Raw genomic sequence first — 17,696 nt, forward strand, 5'->3', positions numbered from 1 at the left:
TGGACGGATTGTGGCACCCGCGGCTAGCGACTTAATAGCTCGATAGCTCAATAGCTCAATAGCTCAATAGCTCAATAGCTCAATAGCTCAATAGCTCAATAGCTCAATAGCTTAATAGCTTAATAGCTTAATAGCTTAATAGCTTAATAGCTTAATAGCTTAATAGCTTAATAGCTTAATAGCTTAATAGCTTAATAGGACGGTAATATGCATTTATTACGGTTAACGCCTTTTTTTCACCATCCCGATGTCAAGACCTGGCCCGCCCACTACGACGCCCTTGGAGGGATGCAGATACAAATCTGGCGGCAGGCCATGTGGCTGGCCCAGCAGGGGATCCGGCAGCATGTCATGACTATAGGCTTTCCCGGCTTACCGAAAAACCGCAAATTACACGCCAATTTGAGCGTTGAGCGCACCTACTTTTCGTTGCCTGAATGGCGCTCGGAATTGACGGGGCTGAAAGGGCTAACGCAATCCTGGGCGTTAGCGATTTTATTACGCGTACGCCGTAAGGCGCGGCAAACGCCCTTTGATTTGGTCCATATTCATCTGGATGGACAAATTCCGGCGTTACTCGTGGCATGCCTGGTGCCCAAACTGCTCTCATGTCCCATGATATTGACGCTCCACTGCTCGCGTCTGGCCATTTACCGGCCGATGTCGCGCCTGGACCGTCTCATGCACCGGTTTGCCCGTTATCTGGAGACGAAAGCCGTTCATGCCGCCGATACAGCTATCACGCTCACGGAACAAACCGCGGCCAAAATCCGTCCTTATGCGCGGCGGGTAGAAATCCTGCCTGACGTCGTCGATACACGCCATTTCCAGCACCCGGGGGCGGCGGCGGTGCGGGTATTTCGTACGCGCTACGGATTAACACACCGCACTTTGGGATTCATCGGGCGGATCGCCCATGAAAAAGGCTGGTCGCATTTTGTCATTATGGCCGATCGTTTGCGCCATCTGGGACTGCAATTTCTGGTGGTGGGCGACGGCCCTCAGCGGCACCGGCTCGAGGCCGAGGTCGCCCACTATGGGCTGCAAGCGCAGTTTGTAATCACCGGATTTATTCCCAATGACCAGGTAGCGACCGCCATCGCCGCCTGCCGGGTCATCGTCATGCCCTCCGAGCATGAAGAATTCGGCGGCGTGTCGATCGAGGCCGCCGCTGTCGGTACCCCAGTCGCCGCCTATGCCGTCGGCGGCATCAAGGAGATTCTTGGAAAAATTTCCCCCCAGTTGCTCGCACCGCCGGGTGATATCGACCAATTGGTGGATCGCGTTTGCCGCGCCCTGACGCCCTCTTCCGCCGAGGAAAAGCGAAGCGGAAAATCTTCGCCGGCGGCGTTATTTTCCCCGGAAGTGGTGCTGCCGCGGTTGCAATCCCTTTATCAGGAGTTTACCCATCGACCGATCGTGAAACCGTCAAAATAAGGAACAGGCAAATGTTCACAATGGTGGAAATAGAAATCAACTCCCGCTGCAATCGACGCTGCACCTACTGTCCCAATGTTGTTGCGCCGCGTGATGCGCCAAAAGTCATGAAGCCGGCACAGTTCGACAGCATTCTCGACCGCCTGGAGGAATGCCATTTCAACGGACGGCTGTCATACCATTTCTACAATGAACCGCTGCTGCACCCCCGCCTGCCGCAATTCGTCGCCCGCGTGACCGAGCGGCTGCCGGCGGTACGTCAGATCCTGTATAGCAACGGTGATTATCTGACCGACGAGAAATACCGTCTACTGTATGACAACGGCATCAAGCATTTTATCATCACCCAACACGACGGCCAGCCGGGCGAGGCCAAACCGGCTTTAACTTGGTTAATCCCCGATCAGCTGCAACTCACCAACCGGGCAGGCAATGTCGCCGCCGGTCCCGAGATCGGCACTCATCATCCCTGTTATGCGCCGTCGGACATGCTGATCATCACCATTACGGGCAATGTGGTGCTGTGCTATGAAGATAACCGTGAAGAAGTGGTGTTTGGCAATGTGTTCACCACGCCGATAATGGCTATTTGGGACGCGCCCGCTTTTCGTGAAGCGCGAGAAGCGCTGGCGTGCGGCAACCGTAACGCCACCCCCATTTGCCGCCGTTGTAATAATATGGCGCATCTGCAAAGCGAGGCGTTTGATTATGTGCTTTGACGCATCCGCGGTTTGGCACCGGTGCCCCCCACGGTGCTTGTGTGGTCCCCACACTCCCCCCTCGGCTTTCTGTACAGAGTGCAACGGCCAACAGGGGGGGAATGGCGTTATCCGCGGGTCCCTAAACTCTAGCATGGCGCCAGCGTATGCCGACTGCGGCGAACGTCCTGGAGCAATCCTTAGCCGTGATTACCCCCCGATAACGGCGGGCCGGCCATGATTGAAGCGGATAATCTGTGCAAAATTTATCATGTCCATCAACGCGGCAGCAGCTTTGGCGCCGCGCTGAGCGCGCTGTGGCGGCGAAAGTATCAAACGGTGACGGCCCTAAACCACGTCAATCTCCACATCGCCAACGGCGAACGCGTGGGCATACTCGGTCCCAACGGGGCGGGTAAAACGACCCTTGTTAAGCTGCTGAGCGGATTATTGCATCCCAGCGGTGGCCGGTTAACGGTCGAAGGTTACATGCCTTACCGCCGTGAAACCGCGTTTTTACACAGCATGGGGTTGGTCATGGGGAATAAGGGGCAGCTTATCTGGGATCTGCCCCCCGCCGATACGTTAGACATGCTGCGGGTGCTGTTTAAGATCCCCGAGGCAACTTACCGGCGTACCTTGGGTGAATTGAGCGATCTGTTGCAGCTGCATCCGGTACTGAACAAACCAACCCGGCAACTCTCGTTGGGAGAACGGATGCGCTGCGAGGTCGCGGCATCGCTGATACATCTTCCCCGCGTGCTATTGCTTGACGAGCCGACCCTGGGTTTGGATGTTGCCATGCAAGCCGCGCTGCGCCAGTTCATTTTGGAATACAATCGTCGTCATAATGCAATGATTTTGCTGACGTCACATTATGTGGAAGACATACGCGCCATTTGCCCACGCATCGTGATTGTGGACAACGGGACCATCGCTTATGACGGCGATTTACGCACGTTTGCCGCCAGGCAAGGTCATGAAAAAATTGTCTCGTTTGTCAGTCAGGGGCCGCTGACGCCCCCTGATTTTATGCGCCCGTCACCCGCGCCGCTCGGCCAGCGGGGGGAGCGGGTCAGCCTCAGGATCCATCGCGATCGGCTGCCGGAGTGTATTCATTTCCTGGTGGAGAAGCAGTTGGCGCATGATCTGACAATTGAAGATCCCCCGCTGGAGGAAATCCTGCGCCGAATGTTCGGCGCCTCGGTGCCGCCACGCCCCCCCTTGCCGGCCACGGAGGGCAAAACCGAATGATATTCGCCCTGATCAAAATCCGGCTGTTACAAACCTTCGCCTTTCGGGCAGAGTTTCTACTCTGGCTGCTCACCCTTACCTTGCCCTTGATCATGTTATTTTTTTGGCAAGCGGTCGCCCAAGGCGGCACGTTTCATGGCTACACGCGCGAAGATTTCAATCTTTATTATCTCGCCGTGCTGGTCACCACCATCTTGACCAGCTGCAACAGCGTGTGGGAAATGAATGAAAACATCCGCCTTGGCGATCTCTCTTTTTGGCTGATGCGGCCCGTGCACCCCTTCATCAATTACGGCGCGATCACGCTGGCCGAATTGGGCCTAAGCCTTATCGTCGCGTTACCGCTGTTAGTGCTGGCGTTTACCCTTCCGACGACGCGCAATCCGTTTAGTTGGCAGCAATCGCTTATGCTGCTGTGCGCCTTCACCGGCGGTCTATTGCTCAATCAGGCCATTCATTTGTTGATAGGCTGCCTGACCTTTTGGATGGAGCGTTCGCTGGTTGTCCACAAAGTCTATGCCGCCGCCAGTAGCGTATTATCCGGCTTCATGTTTCCGCTGACGTTCTTGCCGGATTGGGCTGGTCGTGTCGCCCGCTGGCTGCCGTTCCGATTCGTGATTTCCTTGCCGGTTGAGATATTTACCGGGAAACATTCCCCCCTAGCCGCCGCCTTTTGGTTGACGGTGCAGGCGATCATGGTCGCGGCGCTCTATATCGCCGCGATGGGCGTCTGGCGGTTGGGCATCCGCCGGTATACGGCGTTCGGCTAATGCGACACACCGTTAACATCCTGCGTCTGTCGCTAGTGCTGAGTTTGAAGCGAGCGATGCAGTACCGCTGGGAATTTATCATTCAAGGACTGTTATCCCTCGCGTTAGCGTTGCTGCAGCTGGTGCCCCTGTGGCTGCTGTTCGCCGAGCGGCGCACCGTGGCAGGTTGGTCGTTTGAGCCCATGTTGACGCTTATGGGCTGGTATATGATGCTTTACGCGCTTGTCGAAGGTGTTATCGCCCCCAGCTTGACCGCGGCGGTGGCCGGGATCCGCACCGGCGCCTTTGACTATATTCTGCTGCGACCGGTCGATCCCCTTTTCCTCTGCTCCTTGGCGGATATCCGTATATGGAAAATTTTCGATTTTTTGCTGGGAGTGGGCGTGGCGGCCTATGGCTGGGGACATCTTCCGGTATCGCCTTCATGGGGGGGCATTATCCTGGCCATCGTGTTAGCCCTAGGCGGCCTGACCACCGCCTATGCCCTGTTTGTACTGGCATTTTCCGCCTCTTTTGCCTTGATTTCCGTGCAAAACCTTACCAATGTGCTCACTGCCCTGTTCGGTTTTGCCCGCTGGCCTATTCAACTGTTTGAGCTTCCATGGCGGTTTGTTTTTCGGTTTGTCTTTCCTATTGCGGTGATGACCAGCTATCCGGTAATGGCGCTGATGGGGCAATGTCATGGGCCGCTGGCGCTCGGCGCGCTGAGCGTGGCTTTAGTATTTTTTATCGCGGCCCGATGGATGTGGGCGCGCGCCCTTCGCCGCTATCGTTCAGCCTCAAGTTGAAGGCGTCGGCGGCAAGCCAGGGGGGAAATTGCGCCGGCAGGGTGAATTTTTCCAGCCCGGCAAGTCGCATACGCTTATTATTGGCTGCACGGCGCACCTGCTTTAGCCGTGGAATAGTGTCGAGGATTTCCGGCAACGGACATTCATACCGACTAATGCCCTGAGGCGCCGCTGCGCCTTCATCTCGCTGAGCGGGCAAAATTTCGACCTCAGAGCACCGGGGAGGAAATGATCTCTTAAGTAAGAAAGTGTTATAGTAGCCCTTTCCCAGCGCATGCCCGCGCCCGCGTATATTATCGATTGGATCACCGTTTATGTTGGACGTCCTCATTAAAGCTTTCTCGTTTTTGTTAATCATCATGATTGGGTACGGGTTAAAGCGCAAAGGGGTGTTACAACTGTCAGACAGCGTGGCCCTGTCAAAAATCATGATGAATCTTACCCTGCCGGCGGCGGTGATTACCGGTTTCGCCAGCTTCCAGGTGGATTTCTCGCTTTTGATTTTGGTGGTCATGGGTTTGGGATGCAATTTATTGCTGCTGTTTGCGGGTTACTGGATGGGGCGGCGCAAAGAGAACGGGGTGAAGGCTTTCTATATGATCAATACCCCGGGCTATAATATCGGCTGCTTTACGCTACCGTATGTACAAAGCTTTCTGGGACCGGCGGGTATCGTGGCCACCTGCCTCTTTGACGCCGGCAATTCCGTTATTTGCACCGGCGGCAGTTATGTGGCGGCAGCCAATGCCACTGGCCACAATACCGGTCTTAGCAACACCCTGCGGCGGCTATTTTCCTCGGTAGCGTTCGATGTTTACCTGGCGCTGTTGATAGCCGCCCTACTGGGGTTTCACTTGCCCAGCCAGGTCACGATCCTGACCGGCATCATTGGCAACGCCAATCCCTTCATCGCCATGCTTATTATCGGCTGTATGCTGGAAATCAATATCGATCGCACCCAGCTGAAACATGCCTATAAAGTGCTAATAGTTCGCTACGGGGTCGCGGCAATGTTCGCGGCATTGTTTTACTTTGCCACCCCGTTGCCGCTGGAAATTCGCCAAGTGGTAGCGGTTGCGGTCTTCGCGCCGATATCCTCTCTTTCTCCCGTATTTACTTCGCGTCTTAGCACGCTCGGTTCCGTTTCAAGCTTTGCTGGCTCGCTATCGGTCTTTATCAGCATTATCATCATCACCAGCCTACTGACCGTTATGCTCACCTAACGGCATTGGTAACGTAAAGACGCTAGACTTTGATGTTAACCGGCATGGTGGTCATGCAACGTCTACGTGCATAACGTCTGTGACAGCGAGCGATTAACGGTCGCATTTGCCCGTGGGCTGAGCCGACGAAGCCCTTCCTAGCGGCGCTCTTGACGCGAAAAATCCCACCAATGTGAACCACACAGCCCGACAGAGGTGGCATATCTCTCTCAGCTAGACGGGGCTGGGATGATATCAGGGTTCCAATCGAACACCCCTATCCAGCGAAAGCGTATCCAACACATTGCCATAAAGCTCCGCGCGGCCGTGTTTATTGAACCTCGCCTGTTCCTCGTCAGTTAGTGCTAAAAAAGATTCAACGAAAGCCTGTAGCGTCTCGTCTGCTGGCGCAGTCGGATCCTTTGCTATACTCGACATCGCATGGCAAACGAACACGGCACAGGCATTAGGCGCATGATGTTGCAGCGGAGCGCTCACCGGCAAAAAATGTTCAGCCCCGGCAAAATCCGCCAGCGTTCGCAAAAAATCGACCTCTTCTGGTTTTAGGCTATCCTGGCTATCAAACATCACCGCCGTCGTTTGACCCGTGTTGGACGTACTTAAACCAAACAAGACCCAATGATCACGGATCAAAAGAGGGATAAAATGACCTACCGAAGGCGTTTGATTGCCGTTCTCGTCAATGTTGAGCAAGGTTGAGAGTAAGTTTTGTGGTATGTTTTTGGTTGTAATATCTTCTGCGCTAATGGCTGTGGTATCACTAAACGTTAATCCTGCATTATTGCCGTTCAGTTTACTTGTCGCGGATTGTATTTCAGCCGCGCTTATCAAACGGTTGCTATCAAAAAAAGAACGATGTTCATTGCCATAAGTGCAACAATTGATTAGGGCATTATTATCCATGCTAGCTAAAATATCTTGGTACTGCTGGGTATCTCGCAGACAAGTATATCCAGCCATAATCAACACCTTATCCGGCACCTTCCAGGCTTCGCTGGGTAATTTCTCTTTATTCCTGTCGTTGACGATATCAAAAAATTTCAAGCTATCCCTGCCTAACTGTTCTGGCAAGTCGGGGTGGCACGCCTCTTTCCCGGTGTACAAATCGAACAGAAATGAAGCCGCTTCCTGCCCTGCGTCGGTGTTTTCACAGGCCAAAGTAAAAAGATAGTCGATACTAAAATCATCATTTCTTCTGGCCGAGTTTTTCAGGGACTCTGTCAGTGATGGTTGCGTTTCATCAATATTAATTTCTTTCCCAATATTGTTAGCGACCCGCAGAGAGGGGGGCTGCGAAATAGATATCTCCGTCATTGATATACCTCACTGAGTTAATTTGGAAAATTAAAATTTATACACAAAAGAGTTTGGTTATTGACAAATGAAAAGGGTCTTATTTCAACACGGTGACAACCGTTGCTGGAATAGTATGCTTGATGATTATTCATGAGAAACATGCCTTGTCCATCCCTCTTTTACTTTATTTTTATCATTCACGCTTTATCTTGATCTTCGGGCAAACGTTATATTGACTGCCGTGAGTGTTTCATCATGCGTTATATACAATAGAATTGTTTTGAGAATTAGTAATTACCACCCCACAAGATGACCGGACTATTTATTTTCCCTTCATACCGGCCACTGTTTCATGGAGCGAGTAGCACCTACCCGTGTTCAACCGCCAGAGGGAAAGGCTAAACGTCTATGGTCGGCGGTCCCGGCTGCGTTTTTTAGTAAAGCGCGACAGGACTATCAGGCTCTGGCCGAAAGCCAAGGAAGTGATATGACCGCGGCGATGGAATAATGCGAAAGCGCCTCTCGGCTAGGGTTGCAGAAACAAATAATAGCATGCCGTTTCGTATAGCAAATTGGTTTACCTTCCCGTAGGCCACTAGGCCACTAGGCCAATTGGCTTATGGTGCAGACTTGGCTATAGCGAAAGACAGTAATGTGACAATCCGCTTATAGCATGTTGTAACTATACAAGCTAAAGCTAATGCCGATGATTACCCCGCTATACTTTTACGCCCGCGCTTTATTCTTACGGCCGTGCTTAACTTGTGCGCCGCACGCTTTACTTGCGCCGCCATGCCTTACTCGTACCTCGTATTTTACTCATACGCCCACATGGTGCTTATAGGCCCCTGCACCCCTGACGTCGTGTCCATTTATGCCTATGCAAAAGAGTGCCTCGGTGAAGAACAAACAGACCTTAGCCTAAATCAGACCACCCCTCTTTTAGATAGGTAAAATCAGGTAAAGGTTTCCCTAACTTCATACTGCGCAAGTCGCTATAAAGAGGATTTTTTTCTTTGATAATGAACTTGTTATCTAAATCTAACAGATCGCTAAATTTCGCCAGCCGTGCTGGAATTCTTCCATAGGCGTCAATGTTGGACAGATTTTTGACATAGTTCACCCAGTCATTCTGCGATTTCCCTTCAGCCAATTGCACATAGTGGGTCTCCGGGTGATCGGGAGCGTAGCAGAACGTCGTCAAAAACGTCTTTTCAGTTTCAGCTTTCAAGCCCAAGAATTTTGCTTCTAGGTGACCAAGACCTTTTCCCAGTTTTTCCGCCAGCGATAAGAGCGTGGGCACGACTGGCAGCAGCGTTGCAATGTCTGCAGCAGCGGCAAGACAATACTCCTCGGAAATAAGCGCCTCATTTTTTGATGAGAAGCTGGATTCGATAAAAAAAAGATGACCAAGTTTGGTTTTCAGCGCTGGGCAGTAGCTGCTCATCTCTTTCACTACTTTTATTATGCCCTTCATTTCAGCACACTTATATTGATAGTCAGCACGATTAACACCCTCTTTCACCTTTCGCACATACCTTTTCTCTGCCGGATTGCTCACGCCGGTATTATATTCATGCATGAGCGCAATCGCGGCCTCAACATCCGTGAAGTAGGTTTTTAGCACGTTTATTTTATCAACAAAATCCTCCGCCTGTGAAAAGAGAGTTGATAGCGCTGACTCAAAATCATCCTCGCACGACGGCGCGTCACTTTGTGAGCATTGGCTGAGTTCCGTCGAGGAAACTGAAGGAGGCGAAACGGTTGCAGTTTCCAATGATTTGTCAATCGATGTCGTCAAGTGTGGTAGGCCGCTAATATTAACCATTAATACCATTCTCTGTTTAATTAAAGGGGGACGGTGCCCGTATAGTATAAAGGGCCAATGATTTTGGGTTTTAAATTTTCGCTCATTCCCCTCACACATCGTTCTGTGTTGCTGCTTTATTCCGTAAGAAAGGGCAGCCTGACAAACCTGGTTTTATCGCGATTAAGAACGAAAAAAAAGGCAGCAGGTAAGTCCCCGCTGCCCTGTCGATAGTCCCCTAAGGGGTTACCCTCGCGCACTGACGCGTATCTCTTTTATTGAAGATCTTTTAAGCGGGTTAATTCCTCATCCGACAGGTCGGTAGCGCTTTTTATCAGGGCAAAATCAGCTCCGTTTGCAAGCAAACGATGGACAAGTTCAATTTTTGCTTCACAACGTCCTTGCTGAATGCCTTGCTGAATGCCTTTTTCAACGCCCTGCTGACGCAACTGATCCGCTATCGTCATGACTTCCTCCTTGTAGTCGCTTATTTGTAACGCGATTTCCTTCAGGAATCGCTCAACATCATTTACATTTCCCCATTCGGCGATGTAAAACATCAACCCCCGAAACTGTTCGCGAGACAGGCTCCAGGTATTCATCAGCCCGGCCAATTTACCCGCTAACGCCAACATATCACGGGTACGAATATGTTTTTGCACCAGCTCCAAAAGCGCAACGCGTTTATGCGTCAGTATCTCGTCATCCGACATGGCCGTCACATCAATCAACGGAAAGGGCTGCGTGTACACCGATTCTGCCAGCTCAGGGTCGGCAAAGCAATCCAGCCACCGGGTACTCCATGGGTAGGGCGAGGTGCGTCCATGATAGAACAGCATAGGGATCACCACCGGTAAAGCTTGATGACCTTGCTCGAGATGCCTTTGCATTACCGCCAGACTATAGCGATAGAGGCGTAAAGGCATATGTTTCTCAGGTCTGGACTGATGTTCAATCAAACAGTAAATATAGCCCTCTCCTTCGCTGGTGCGAACAGAATAGACCATGTCTGAATAAAGACTGCGTAAAGCATCATCGATGAAACTGCCTGAAACCACGTTGAGCGTAGCAAAGTCGCAACGATTTTTCATTTCGGGCGGTAGGTGTATGTTGAAGAAATCGCGCGCGACCTCTTTATCGGCGAGAAATTGTTTGAATAAGGCATCGTGGTGTGACAAAGAAGAGTTCATTGAGCCTCCCTGGCTTAATTGGGCGACATCATAACCCAAACCAATGGAGAAAGTCATCCATTATGGTTAATTTATCTCTTTGTTTTTATTAGATATTATCGTTACAGATTCCTGTCATTCTTCGCGCAAATAAACTTTTTTTGGCCAAAAAAAAACACCTAAAATGAAAATGTAAGCTTAATCGGTTACAAGCGAATCCATCGTGCATTTCACAGTGCTCGGCTTGTTTGCCTTTTTCACCCAAAACGCTATTCGGCGAGGAGAAAAACATCTTCATTCACTATCCCCTCTCTTCTTCGCTAACGGGAAATAAAGAGGGTTTTCTCTCATAGCCAGTCTGAATTACTGCTTCATACCCAGACGTTTCGCCAGGCGATGAAGATTCGCGCCGTCAAGTCCCAAGACGCGCGCCGTTGCAGACCAGTTCATTTGATTTTCTTGAAGAGCTTTGGCGATATATTGCCGTTGAAATCCCTGGGTCGCCAGTTGAAAATTGAGCGTCGTCAACGCCGTGGGTTCATCACGAGTGGCAACAGGCCTTTGACGGTTATCGGTGGGGACAAGATTGAATAGGCTGCTATATAACGTCACGTCGCCTTGATTATGCGATGCGCGCGCCAAAACGGCCGCACGTTCAATAGCGTGTTTTAATTCGCGTACATTGCCAGGCCAGCCATAATCCACCAACATAGCCAGTGTGTCGGCAGGCAGCCTCAGTTGTCGGAGTCCAAGCTTGTTTTTGCTATGCTCAACGAAAAACCCCGCCAGCAAAACGATGTCGTCTTTTCGTTCCCGCAGCGGTGGGACCGTCAGCGGGAATACGCTCAGGCGGTGGAACAGGTCAACGCGAAAATGTCCATCGACGACGGCTTGTTTTAAATCGCGATTCGTCGCGGCTAGAATGCGCACATTGACGCGTTTGGTGCTGTCTTCTCCTACTCGCTGCACGTCGCCATATTGAATAACCCGCAAAAGCTTGGCCTGTAGCACCAGCGATAATTCGCCGATTTCATCTAGAAATAGCGTACCGTTGTCGGCCATCTCAAATTTGCCCGTCCGGTTGTGAATTGCGCCGGTGAAGGCGCCTTTCACATGACCGAACAACTCACTTTCCGCCACACTTTCCGGCAACGCCGCACAGTTTAGATAAACCAATGGCTTAGCTGCTCGCGGCGATAGCTGATGTATCGCGTTGGCGACCAGCTCTTTCCCCACCCCCGTCTCGCCGGTGATAAGTACATTCAGCTCCGAGCCCGCGACGACAGTTATTTCGTGCCTGAGCTGCTGCATTGACGCGGAAGACCCCACCATCTCATCCTCCGCCCGCCATGTAATTTGCTTCCTGGAGTTTGCCTCGGCGGCGGTAGGTAGTGCCTGCTTTTCTAGCGCATCCACCAGCAAGGCATTATAAAGCGCCGAAGACGCCAACGCGCCTATCAACCACAGTTCCTCGTCGCTAAACGCATCGAACTGCGCGGGATTCAGGCTATCAAATGTCAAAGCCCCTATCAGTTCCTCATCGGCAAACAGCGGCAACCCTATACAGGCGTGGATTTTTAATTCGTTCTGCCCGGGAATCAAGCCGTCGTAAGGATCGGGTAAATGACTGTCGGCGGGGAAACGCACAACGTTGCCCGCGCGGGCGATTGCTTCCAGCCGCGGGTGGGAGGAGAGCGCAAAACGCCGGCCGAGAACGTCAGGTGATAAGCCATCAATCGCCAGCGGTCGGAATTGCTGATGCTGATAACGCAGCAATGCCGACGCATCACAACTTAGCAACTCTCGGACGCTGCTTATCAGCCGCTGAAAACGATCTCTACTGGAAAGGCCGTGCTGTAACTCAATGGCGATTTTGGCCAACGATTGTAATGAGAGACTCATACAAGGTCATTCCGACAAGGTTTAGGTCAATTTGACCATTCTACTCTATTGTCATAATGACTCAAATAATTATTAATTCATTAGAAATCAGATAGATAAAAACTGGCCCGGTATTTGCCCTTGTCTATAGACTTTTTCACACTCGTTAGGATGTATTGATGTCTATTCAGGTAACTAACACTGTTCATTGGGTTGGGCAGAAAGACTGGGAAATTCGCGACTTTCATGGCACAGAATACAAGACCCATCGGGGCAGCAGCTATAACAGCTATTTAATCCGAGAAGGGAAAAACGTCTTGATCGATACCGTCGATCACAAGTTTAGCCGCGATTTTGTGGCTAATTTGGCGCTGGAAATCGACCTGGAGACGCTCGACTACATTATCATCAACCATGCGGAAGAAGATCACGCGGGCGCGTTGACCGAGCTCATGGCCCGCATTCCCAACACGCCGATCTATTGTACCAGCCAGGCCATTGATTCTATAACCGGCCACCACCATCATCCCGAATGGCGCTTCCACACGGTAAAGACCGGTGATAGGTTGGATATTGGTAATGGGAGGCAACTCATCTTCATTGAAACACCCATGCTCCATTGGCCGGACAGTATGATGACCTACATGACCGGCGACGCGGTTTTATTCAGCAATGATGCTTTTGGACAGCATTATTGCGATGAGCACTTATTCAATGATGAGGTTGATCAAGCAGAACTCTACGAACAGTGCGCCCGGTATTACGCCAATATATTGACGCCTTTCAGCCGCCTGGTAACGGCGAAAATCAATGAAATTCTCGCCTTTGATTTACCTTTGCAGATGATAGCCACCTCCCATGGCGTGGTGTGGCGCGACAATCCGACGCAAATTGTCGCGCAATACCTTACCTGGGCGGCGGATTATCAGGAAGATCGTATCACCCTGTTTTACGATACCATGTCGTCTAACACGCGACTGATGGCCGATGCTATCGCTCAGGGTATTCACAGTGCCGATCCGTCCGTAGCGGTGAAAATCTACAATGTTTCCCGTCATGACAAAAACGAGATTTTGACGCAGATTTTCCGCTCTAAAGGCGTACTCGTGGGATCGTCGACCATGAATAACGTCATGATGCCAAAAGTTGCCGGTATGCTTGAAGAATTGGCCGGACTGCGTTTTCGCAACAAAAAGGCATCGGCCTTTGGCAGTTTTGGCTGGACCGGCGGCGCGGTGGATCGTATCCAGACCCGCCTAATGGATGCCGGATTTGACGTCGCCCTTTCATTGAAAACCCAATGGCGTCCGGATAATGCCGCGCTGGAAGCGTGCCGCGAACACGGGCGCAAGATAGCCCGCGATTGGGCGCTACATCCGCTGGACGAGGCGCCTGCAGGCGTCAACTCGGAGCTAGACGCGCGCGCCGCCACGCCGGCTGCCGACGCCGGTGTCAGTATGCTCTGTACCGTGTGCCAATGGGTTTACGAACCGGCAATAGGTGAACCCATACAAGATATCGCGCCGGGCACGGCTTGGTCGGACGTGCCGGATACTTTCTTGTGCCCAGGTTGCGCCTTGGGTAAAGACGTTTTTGATCCCCTGTGATAGGAGGCAAAATGGCGCAACAAATAGTGATTGTCGGTTCCGGATTTGCGTCCCGTCAGCTGGTAAAAAATATCCGTCGCATCGACAAGCGGGTGGCGTTGACGCTCATTACCGCCGACAGCGGCGATGAGTATCACAAGCCGGACCTGAGCCATGTTTTCAGCCTGAAGCAACGCGCCGAGGATTTGACGCGCCAGTCCGCTTTGCAGTTTGCACAAGAATATCATCTTGACCTACGCCCTTATACCCTGGTGACCGGCATCGACAGGTCGTCGCAAGAGATCCTTTGCGGTACCCAGCGTTTACCTTATCACAAGCTGGTCCTGGCGACCGGTGCGCAAGCCAGAGTACCGGCAATAGCGGGTAGCGAATTTATCGCCACCTTCAATAGCCAAGAGGAATACCGGCAACATCACGCCGTTTTACAACAGGCGAGCAGAATTGTCGTGCTGGGCGGCGGGCTTATCGGCACCGAATTAGCCATGGATCTTCATCGCGCCGGCAAAAGGGTGTGGCTGGTTGAACGCGCCGATAGCCTGTTGGCATCGTTAATGCCGGCCGAACTGAGCAGCCGCCTGCAGCAAAAATGTCGTAAGATGGGCATTCAGCTTTCGTTGAACAACGCCCTGGCGGCGGTGAATAAAACGGCTGAGGGGCTCAGCGTCAGGCTGGAAAATGGTTTAGAGGTGCAGGCTGATGCGGTGGTCGCCGCGGTGGGGCTCTGACCGAACGTTGTTTTAGCCGCCGAGGCTGGCCTAGAAACTCGGCTCGGGATTTGCGTTAACAGCCAGTTGCAAACCTCGGACGCGAATATATTCGCCTTGGGCGATAGCGCCGAAATTGAGGGCAGGATGCTGCCGTTTTTGCAGCCTATCCAATTAAGCGCGATGACGCTGGCTAAAAACCTGCTAGGCAAGGAGGAAAGACTCCGTCTTCCCGCGCTGCTGGTAAAAGTGAAAACCCCTGAATGCCCGCTGTTCTTGGCGGGCACGCCCCTTCTTCCCGGCCTTGAGTGGGACATCAAGCTGAATGCCTGCGGAATGTTGGCCCGGGGACACGACGCGCAACAGCGACTACGCGCGTTTGTCATCAGCGAAGACTATACCGCGCAGGCTATTGCCCTGCTGCGCGACATACATCCATAAACAGGAGAACTGCCGCGGCTTGCGCGGCGGCAGAATCAAGCCGATGAAAAATTTATTACCTTATAAAGTTATGCCTATATGGAACAGTAAAGACCTACCGGAAAGTTTCACCCTCCGTCACAACACCCAGCCGGGTACCTGGGCCAAATTGACTATTTTGCGCGGCTCGTTGACCTTCGCCATGATGACGGAAGCGGATGAGGTTACCGAAACCCTGGTTTTCACGCCACGCAGCCAGACCCCCTTTGTTGAACCCCAGCAGTGGCATCGTATAGTGTCTTTCTCCGAGGACATGGAATGCCAACTGACCTTCTACTGCTCAGCCGAAGAGTATTTCCACAAAAAATATCAGCTGACCGCAACGCATTCCGATGTCGTTGCAGCCGCAAGCGTCATCGCACCGGGCCAGGCGCTGGATCTGGGCTGCGGATCGGGGCGTAACGCGCTTTACCTCGGTCTGAAAGGCTTCAACGTCACCGCATGGGACAAAAACCAGGAGAGCATACAGCGGTTAAACGCCCTGATAGAGGAGGAGAAGCTATCCTCGGTAATGACCGCTGACGTGCAAGATTTAAACAGCGTGGTGATTGATAAATCATATGATTTTATTCTTTCTACCGTGGTAATGATGTTCCTGGACCGGGATAGGATCCCGTCATTGATTGCCAATATGCAGGCGTGCACCGCGCCCGGTGGATATAATCTGATCGTTGCGGCGATGGATAGCCACGATTACCCTTGCCCGCTTCCTTTCCCGTTCACGTTCAAAGCCGGTGAACTAAAGGAATATTATCAAGGCTGGGACATTATCAAATATAATGAGGATGTGGGTCAGCTACATAAAACAGACGCTAATGGTGATCGAATAAAGCTGCGCTTCGCCACGTTATTGGCCAGCAAAAACGCCTGATGGCCCCGCTGAGATGATGACGCCCGCCTCTCGCACAGGCGGCTCGGGATCGAGCAGGCCATGCGGCCCGCGCTTGTGGCAACGATCGGTGATTAGATTCATGCCAGAGGTGAAAACAGGTCAGATATTTTCCAACCCCTGACGCAGTGTCGCGGCATAGGCCGCGATAGCATCACGTTCATCGGCGGACATCTTATCCAACTGGTAATAAACTCTGCTCAAACGATGATTGTCTGCCAGCCGGCTGCGCTGACGGGCGAAAAAGTCCCAGTAAAGGGAATTGAAAGGGCACGCACCCGGGCCGTGGCGCTGCTTGCGTCGATAGTGGCATCCCCCGCAATAGTCGCTCATGCGATCGATATAGGCGGCGCTGGATACATAGGGTTTACTGGCCATAAGACCGCCATCGGCGTACTGGCTCATACCTAGGGTATTGGGCGCTTCTACCCATTCAAAGGCATCGATATAGACGCCGAGATACCACTGATGGACCTCGTTTGCCGCGATCCCCGCTAATAAAGCGAAATTACCAATGATCATGAGGCGTTGGATATGATGTGCATACGCACGATCCAAAGACTGACCCAGCGCATGGGCCATACAATTCATCCGCGTGTCGCCATCCCAATAATAATGCGGCAATTTATGCCGCTGCTGTAATAGATTGTGTTCGGTATAGCCCGGCATCTGTGACCAGTAAACGCCGCGCACATACTCACGCCACCCCAGGATCTGCCGGATGAAACCTTCGGCAGAGGCTAACGGCACATCGCCGTCGCGATAAGCCTGCTCGACCCTGTCCACCACCTCCCGCGGCGCCAGCATTTTGCTGTTCATGGCGAAGGAGAGCAGCGAATGGAACAAATGCCACTGGTTACTGCTCATCGCATCTTGAAACTGGCCGAATTCCGGCAGTAGCGCCGCAATGAAATACTCCAAATGCTGCAGCGCTTCGTGCCGGCTAATCGGCCAGCTTAATTGCCCATTGTGCGCCTCACCGAAACTAGGGACGCCCGCATCTTGAATTTCACGCCAAAGCCGGGCGTGGTTATGGGTTGGGCGCCTGTCGTCTGGCACCGCAGGCTTGCCTTTCCAGGACTTGCGGTTGTCATGATCATAGTTCCATTTACCACCTTCCGGCTGACCGCTGATATCAAGCAAAATCCCGTATCGCTGGCGCATTTGACGATAAAAACTTTCCATCAGCCATTGCTTACGCTTGGCAAAAAATTCCCCCACCGCCATCCTCGCGGTATAGAAATGCTCGGTATCGACAACGTCGGTTTCTATCTTCAACTGTGACGCATAGTGATGAAGCTGCCGATCGAGCCGATATTCATCCGGCAATTGCCAGCACAAGCGGCGGGCGTGGTAATGGGCAATGAGCGCGTCCAGATTGTCGGTGAGTCGCGGTTGGTTATCTTTATCGCCGATCTTAAAATAATGTACCCGATGCCCCTGCGCCCGCAGCGACGCGGCGAATGCGCGCATGGCCGCGAATAGCGCAATGATCTTTTGCGCATGATGCAGGATATAATCTGTTTCCTGACGTACTTCCATCATCACATAAACGACATGCTTATCGACACGCTGAAACCAGCTGTGTTGCGCATTAAGCTGATCGCCTAGCACAAGCCGCAATTCTGTCTCCGCCATCGCGTTTCCTCATTCATTTCTTCTAAGGATAGGCGGCAGACACCGTTAGAGCCTG

General features: G+C 52.2%; 13 protein-coding genes and 1 pseudogene. 9 read left to right on the plus strand and 5 right to left on the minus strand.

Annotated elements, in window-relative coordinates; genetic code table 11:
- The first annotated feature begins 207 nt into the window (after nt 1-207).
- From SANT_RS22545 to SANT_RS22570, 6 genes are all read left to right on the plus strand, one after another.
- Nucleotides 208-1,437: a glycosyltransferase gene (locus SANT_RS22545; RefSeq protein ID WP_025424492.1), complete on the plus strand. Its 1,230-nt coding sequence runs from the start codon at nt 208-210 to the stop codon at nt 1,435-1,437.
- Nucleotides 1,438-1,448: 11 nt separating this feature from the next.
- Nucleotides 1,449-2,156 (plus strand): radical SAM/SPASM domain-containing protein, encoded by a 708-nt coding sequence (locus SANT_RS22550; RefSeq protein ID WP_025424493.1) that lies wholly within the window; start codon nt 1,449-1,451, stop codon nt 2,154-2,156.
- A 216-nt stretch (nt 2,157-2,372) separates the two neighbouring features.
- The gene (locus SANT_RS22555) at nt 2,373-3,389 is read left to right on the plus strand and encodes an ABC transporter ATP-binding protein (protein WP_025424494.1); all 1,017 of its coding nucleotides are present in this window, start codon (nt 2,373-2,375) and stop codon (nt 3,387-3,389) included.
- Nucleotides 3,386-4,159: an ABC transporter permease gene (locus tag SANT_RS22560; RefSeq protein ID WP_025424495.1), complete on the plus strand. Its 774-nt coding sequence runs from the start codon at nt 3,386-3,388 to the stop codon at nt 4,157-4,159. The genes SANT_RS22555 and SANT_RS22560 overlap by 4 nt, the downstream gene beginning before the upstream one ends.
- Entirely contained in the window at nt 4,159-4,947 is a 789-nt protein-coding gene (locus SANT_RS22565; RefSeq protein ID WP_040133578.1) for an ABC transporter permease, read from the plus strand. Before SANT_RS22560 ends, SANT_RS22565 begins: the two co-directional genes overlap by 1 nt.
- A gap of 314 nt (nt 4,948-5,261) precedes the next feature.
- Entirely contained in the window at nt 5,262-6,170 is a 909-nt protein-coding gene (locus tag SANT_RS22570; RefSeq protein WP_025424497.1) for an AEC family transporter, read from the plus strand.
- Between the two features lie 234 nt (nt 6,171-6,404).
- Here the strand turns inward: SANT_RS22570 and SANT_RS22575 are convergent, their stop codons facing one another.
- The 4 genes from SANT_RS22575 to norR form a co-directional block, all read right to left on the minus strand.
- The gene (locus SANT_RS22575) at nt 6,405-7,484 is read right to left on the minus strand and encodes a hypothetical protein (protein WP_025424498.1); all 1,080 of its coding nucleotides are present in this window, start codon (nt 7,482-7,484) and stop codon (nt 6,405-6,407) included.
- Nucleotides 7,485-8,382: 898 nt separating this feature from the next.
- Nucleotides 8,383-9,243, minus strand: coding sequence for a hypothetical protein (locus SANT_RS22580; RefSeq protein ID WP_148296391.1), 861 nt, complete (start codon nt 9,241-9,243; stop codon nt 8,383-8,385).
- Nucleotides 9,244-9,548: 305 nt separating this feature from the next.
- On the minus strand, nt 9,549-10,463 hold the full coding sequence (locus SANT_RS22585; protein ID WP_025424500.1) for an Rpn family recombination-promoting nuclease/putative transposase: 915 nt from the start codon (nt 10,461-10,463) through the stop codon (nt 9,549-9,551).
- Between the two features lie 342 nt (nt 10,464-10,805).
- A complete protein-coding gene (norR, locus tag SANT_RS22590) occupies nt 10,806-12,344 on the minus strand; it encodes a nitric oxide reductase transcriptional regulator NorR (protein WP_025424501.1) in 1,539 nt (512 codons plus the stop codon).
- Between the two features lie 158 nt (nt 12,345-12,502).
- Between norR and norV the strand changes: the two genes are divergently transcribed.
- The 3 genes and pseudogenes from norV to tehB all read left to right on the plus strand — a co-directional run bounded on the left by norV (nt 12,503) and on the right by tehB (nt 15,985).
- A complete protein-coding gene (norV, locus tag SANT_RS22595) occupies nt 12,503-13,930 on the plus strand; it encodes an anaerobic nitric oxide reductase flavorubredoxin (RefSeq protein ID WP_025424502.1) in 1,428 nt (475 codons plus the stop codon).
- A gap of 11 nt (nt 13,931-13,941) precedes the next feature.
- Nucleotides 13,942-15,075 (plus strand): annotated as a pseudogene (gene norW, locus SANT_RS22600) (NADH:flavorubredoxin reductase NorW).
- A 43-nt stretch (nt 15,076-15,118) separates the two neighbouring features.
- Entirely contained in the window at nt 15,119-15,985 is an 867-nt protein-coding gene (tehB, locus tag SANT_RS22605; RefSeq protein ID WP_025424503.1) for an SAM-dependent methyltransferase TehB, read from the plus strand.
- Nucleotides 15,986-16,105: 120 nt separating this feature from the next.
- Here tehB and SANT_RS22610 read toward each other — a convergent pair whose 3' ends face one another.
- Complete coding sequence (locus tag SANT_RS22610) at nt 16,106-17,641, minus strand: cryptochrome/photolyase family protein (RefSeq protein ID WP_025424504.1); 1,536 nt, start codon at nt 17,639-17,641, stop codon at nt 16,106-16,108.
- Nucleotides 17,642-17,696 lie beyond the last annotated feature (55 nt).

Source organism: Sodalis praecaptivus, from assembly GCF_000517425.1.
Lineage (GTDB): Bacteria > Pseudomonadota > Gammaproteobacteria > Enterobacterales > Enterobacteriaceae > Sodalis_A > Sodalis_A praecaptivus.

Excerpts from the sequence above, each read along its gene's own strand:
- SANT_RS22545 (WP_025424492.1), top strand. The coding sequence starts at position 208 with ATGCATTTATTACGGTTAACGCCTTTTTTTCACCATCCCGATGTCAAG.
- SANT_RS22550 (WP_025424493.1), top strand. The coding sequence starts at position 1,449 with ATGTTCACAATGGTGGAAATAGAAATCAACTCCCGCTGCAATCGACGC.
- SANT_RS22555 (WP_025424494.1), top strand. The coding sequence starts at position 2,373 with ATGATTGAAGCGGATAATCTGTGCAAAATTTATCATGTCCATCAACGC.
- SANT_RS22560 (WP_025424495.1), top strand. The coding sequence starts at position 3,386 with ATGATATTCGCCCTGATCAAAATCCGGCTGTTACAAACCTTCGCCTTT.
- SANT_RS22565 (WP_040133578.1), top strand. The coding sequence starts at position 4,159 with ATGCGACACACCGTTAACATCCTGCGTCTGTCGCTAGTGCTGAGTTTG.
- SANT_RS22570 (WP_025424497.1), top strand. The coding sequence starts at position 5,262 with ATGTTGGACGTCCTCATTAAAGCTTTCTCGTTTTTGTTAATCATCATG.
- SANT_RS22575 (WP_025424498.1), bottom strand. The coding sequence starts at position 7,484 with ATGACGGAGATATCTATTTCGCAGCCCCCCTCTCTGCGGGTCGCTAAC.
- SANT_RS22585 (WP_025424500.1), bottom strand. The coding sequence starts at position 10,463 with ATGAACTCTTCTTTGTCACACCACGATGCCTTATTCAAACAATTTCTC.
- norR (WP_025424501.1), bottom strand. The coding sequence starts at position 12,344 with ATGAGTCTCTCATTACAATCGTTGGCCAAAATCGCCATTGAGTTACAG.
- norV (WP_025424502.1), top strand. The coding sequence starts at position 12,503 with ATGTCTATTCAGGTAACTAACACTGTTCATTGGGTTGGGCAGAAAGAC.
- tehB (WP_025424503.1), top strand. The coding sequence starts at position 15,119 with ATGAAAAATTTATTACCTTATAAAGTTATGCCTATATGGAACAGTAAA.
- SANT_RS22610 (WP_025424504.1), bottom strand. The coding sequence starts at position 17,641 with ATGGCGGAGACAGAATTGCGGCTTGTGCTAGGCGATCAGCTTAATGCG.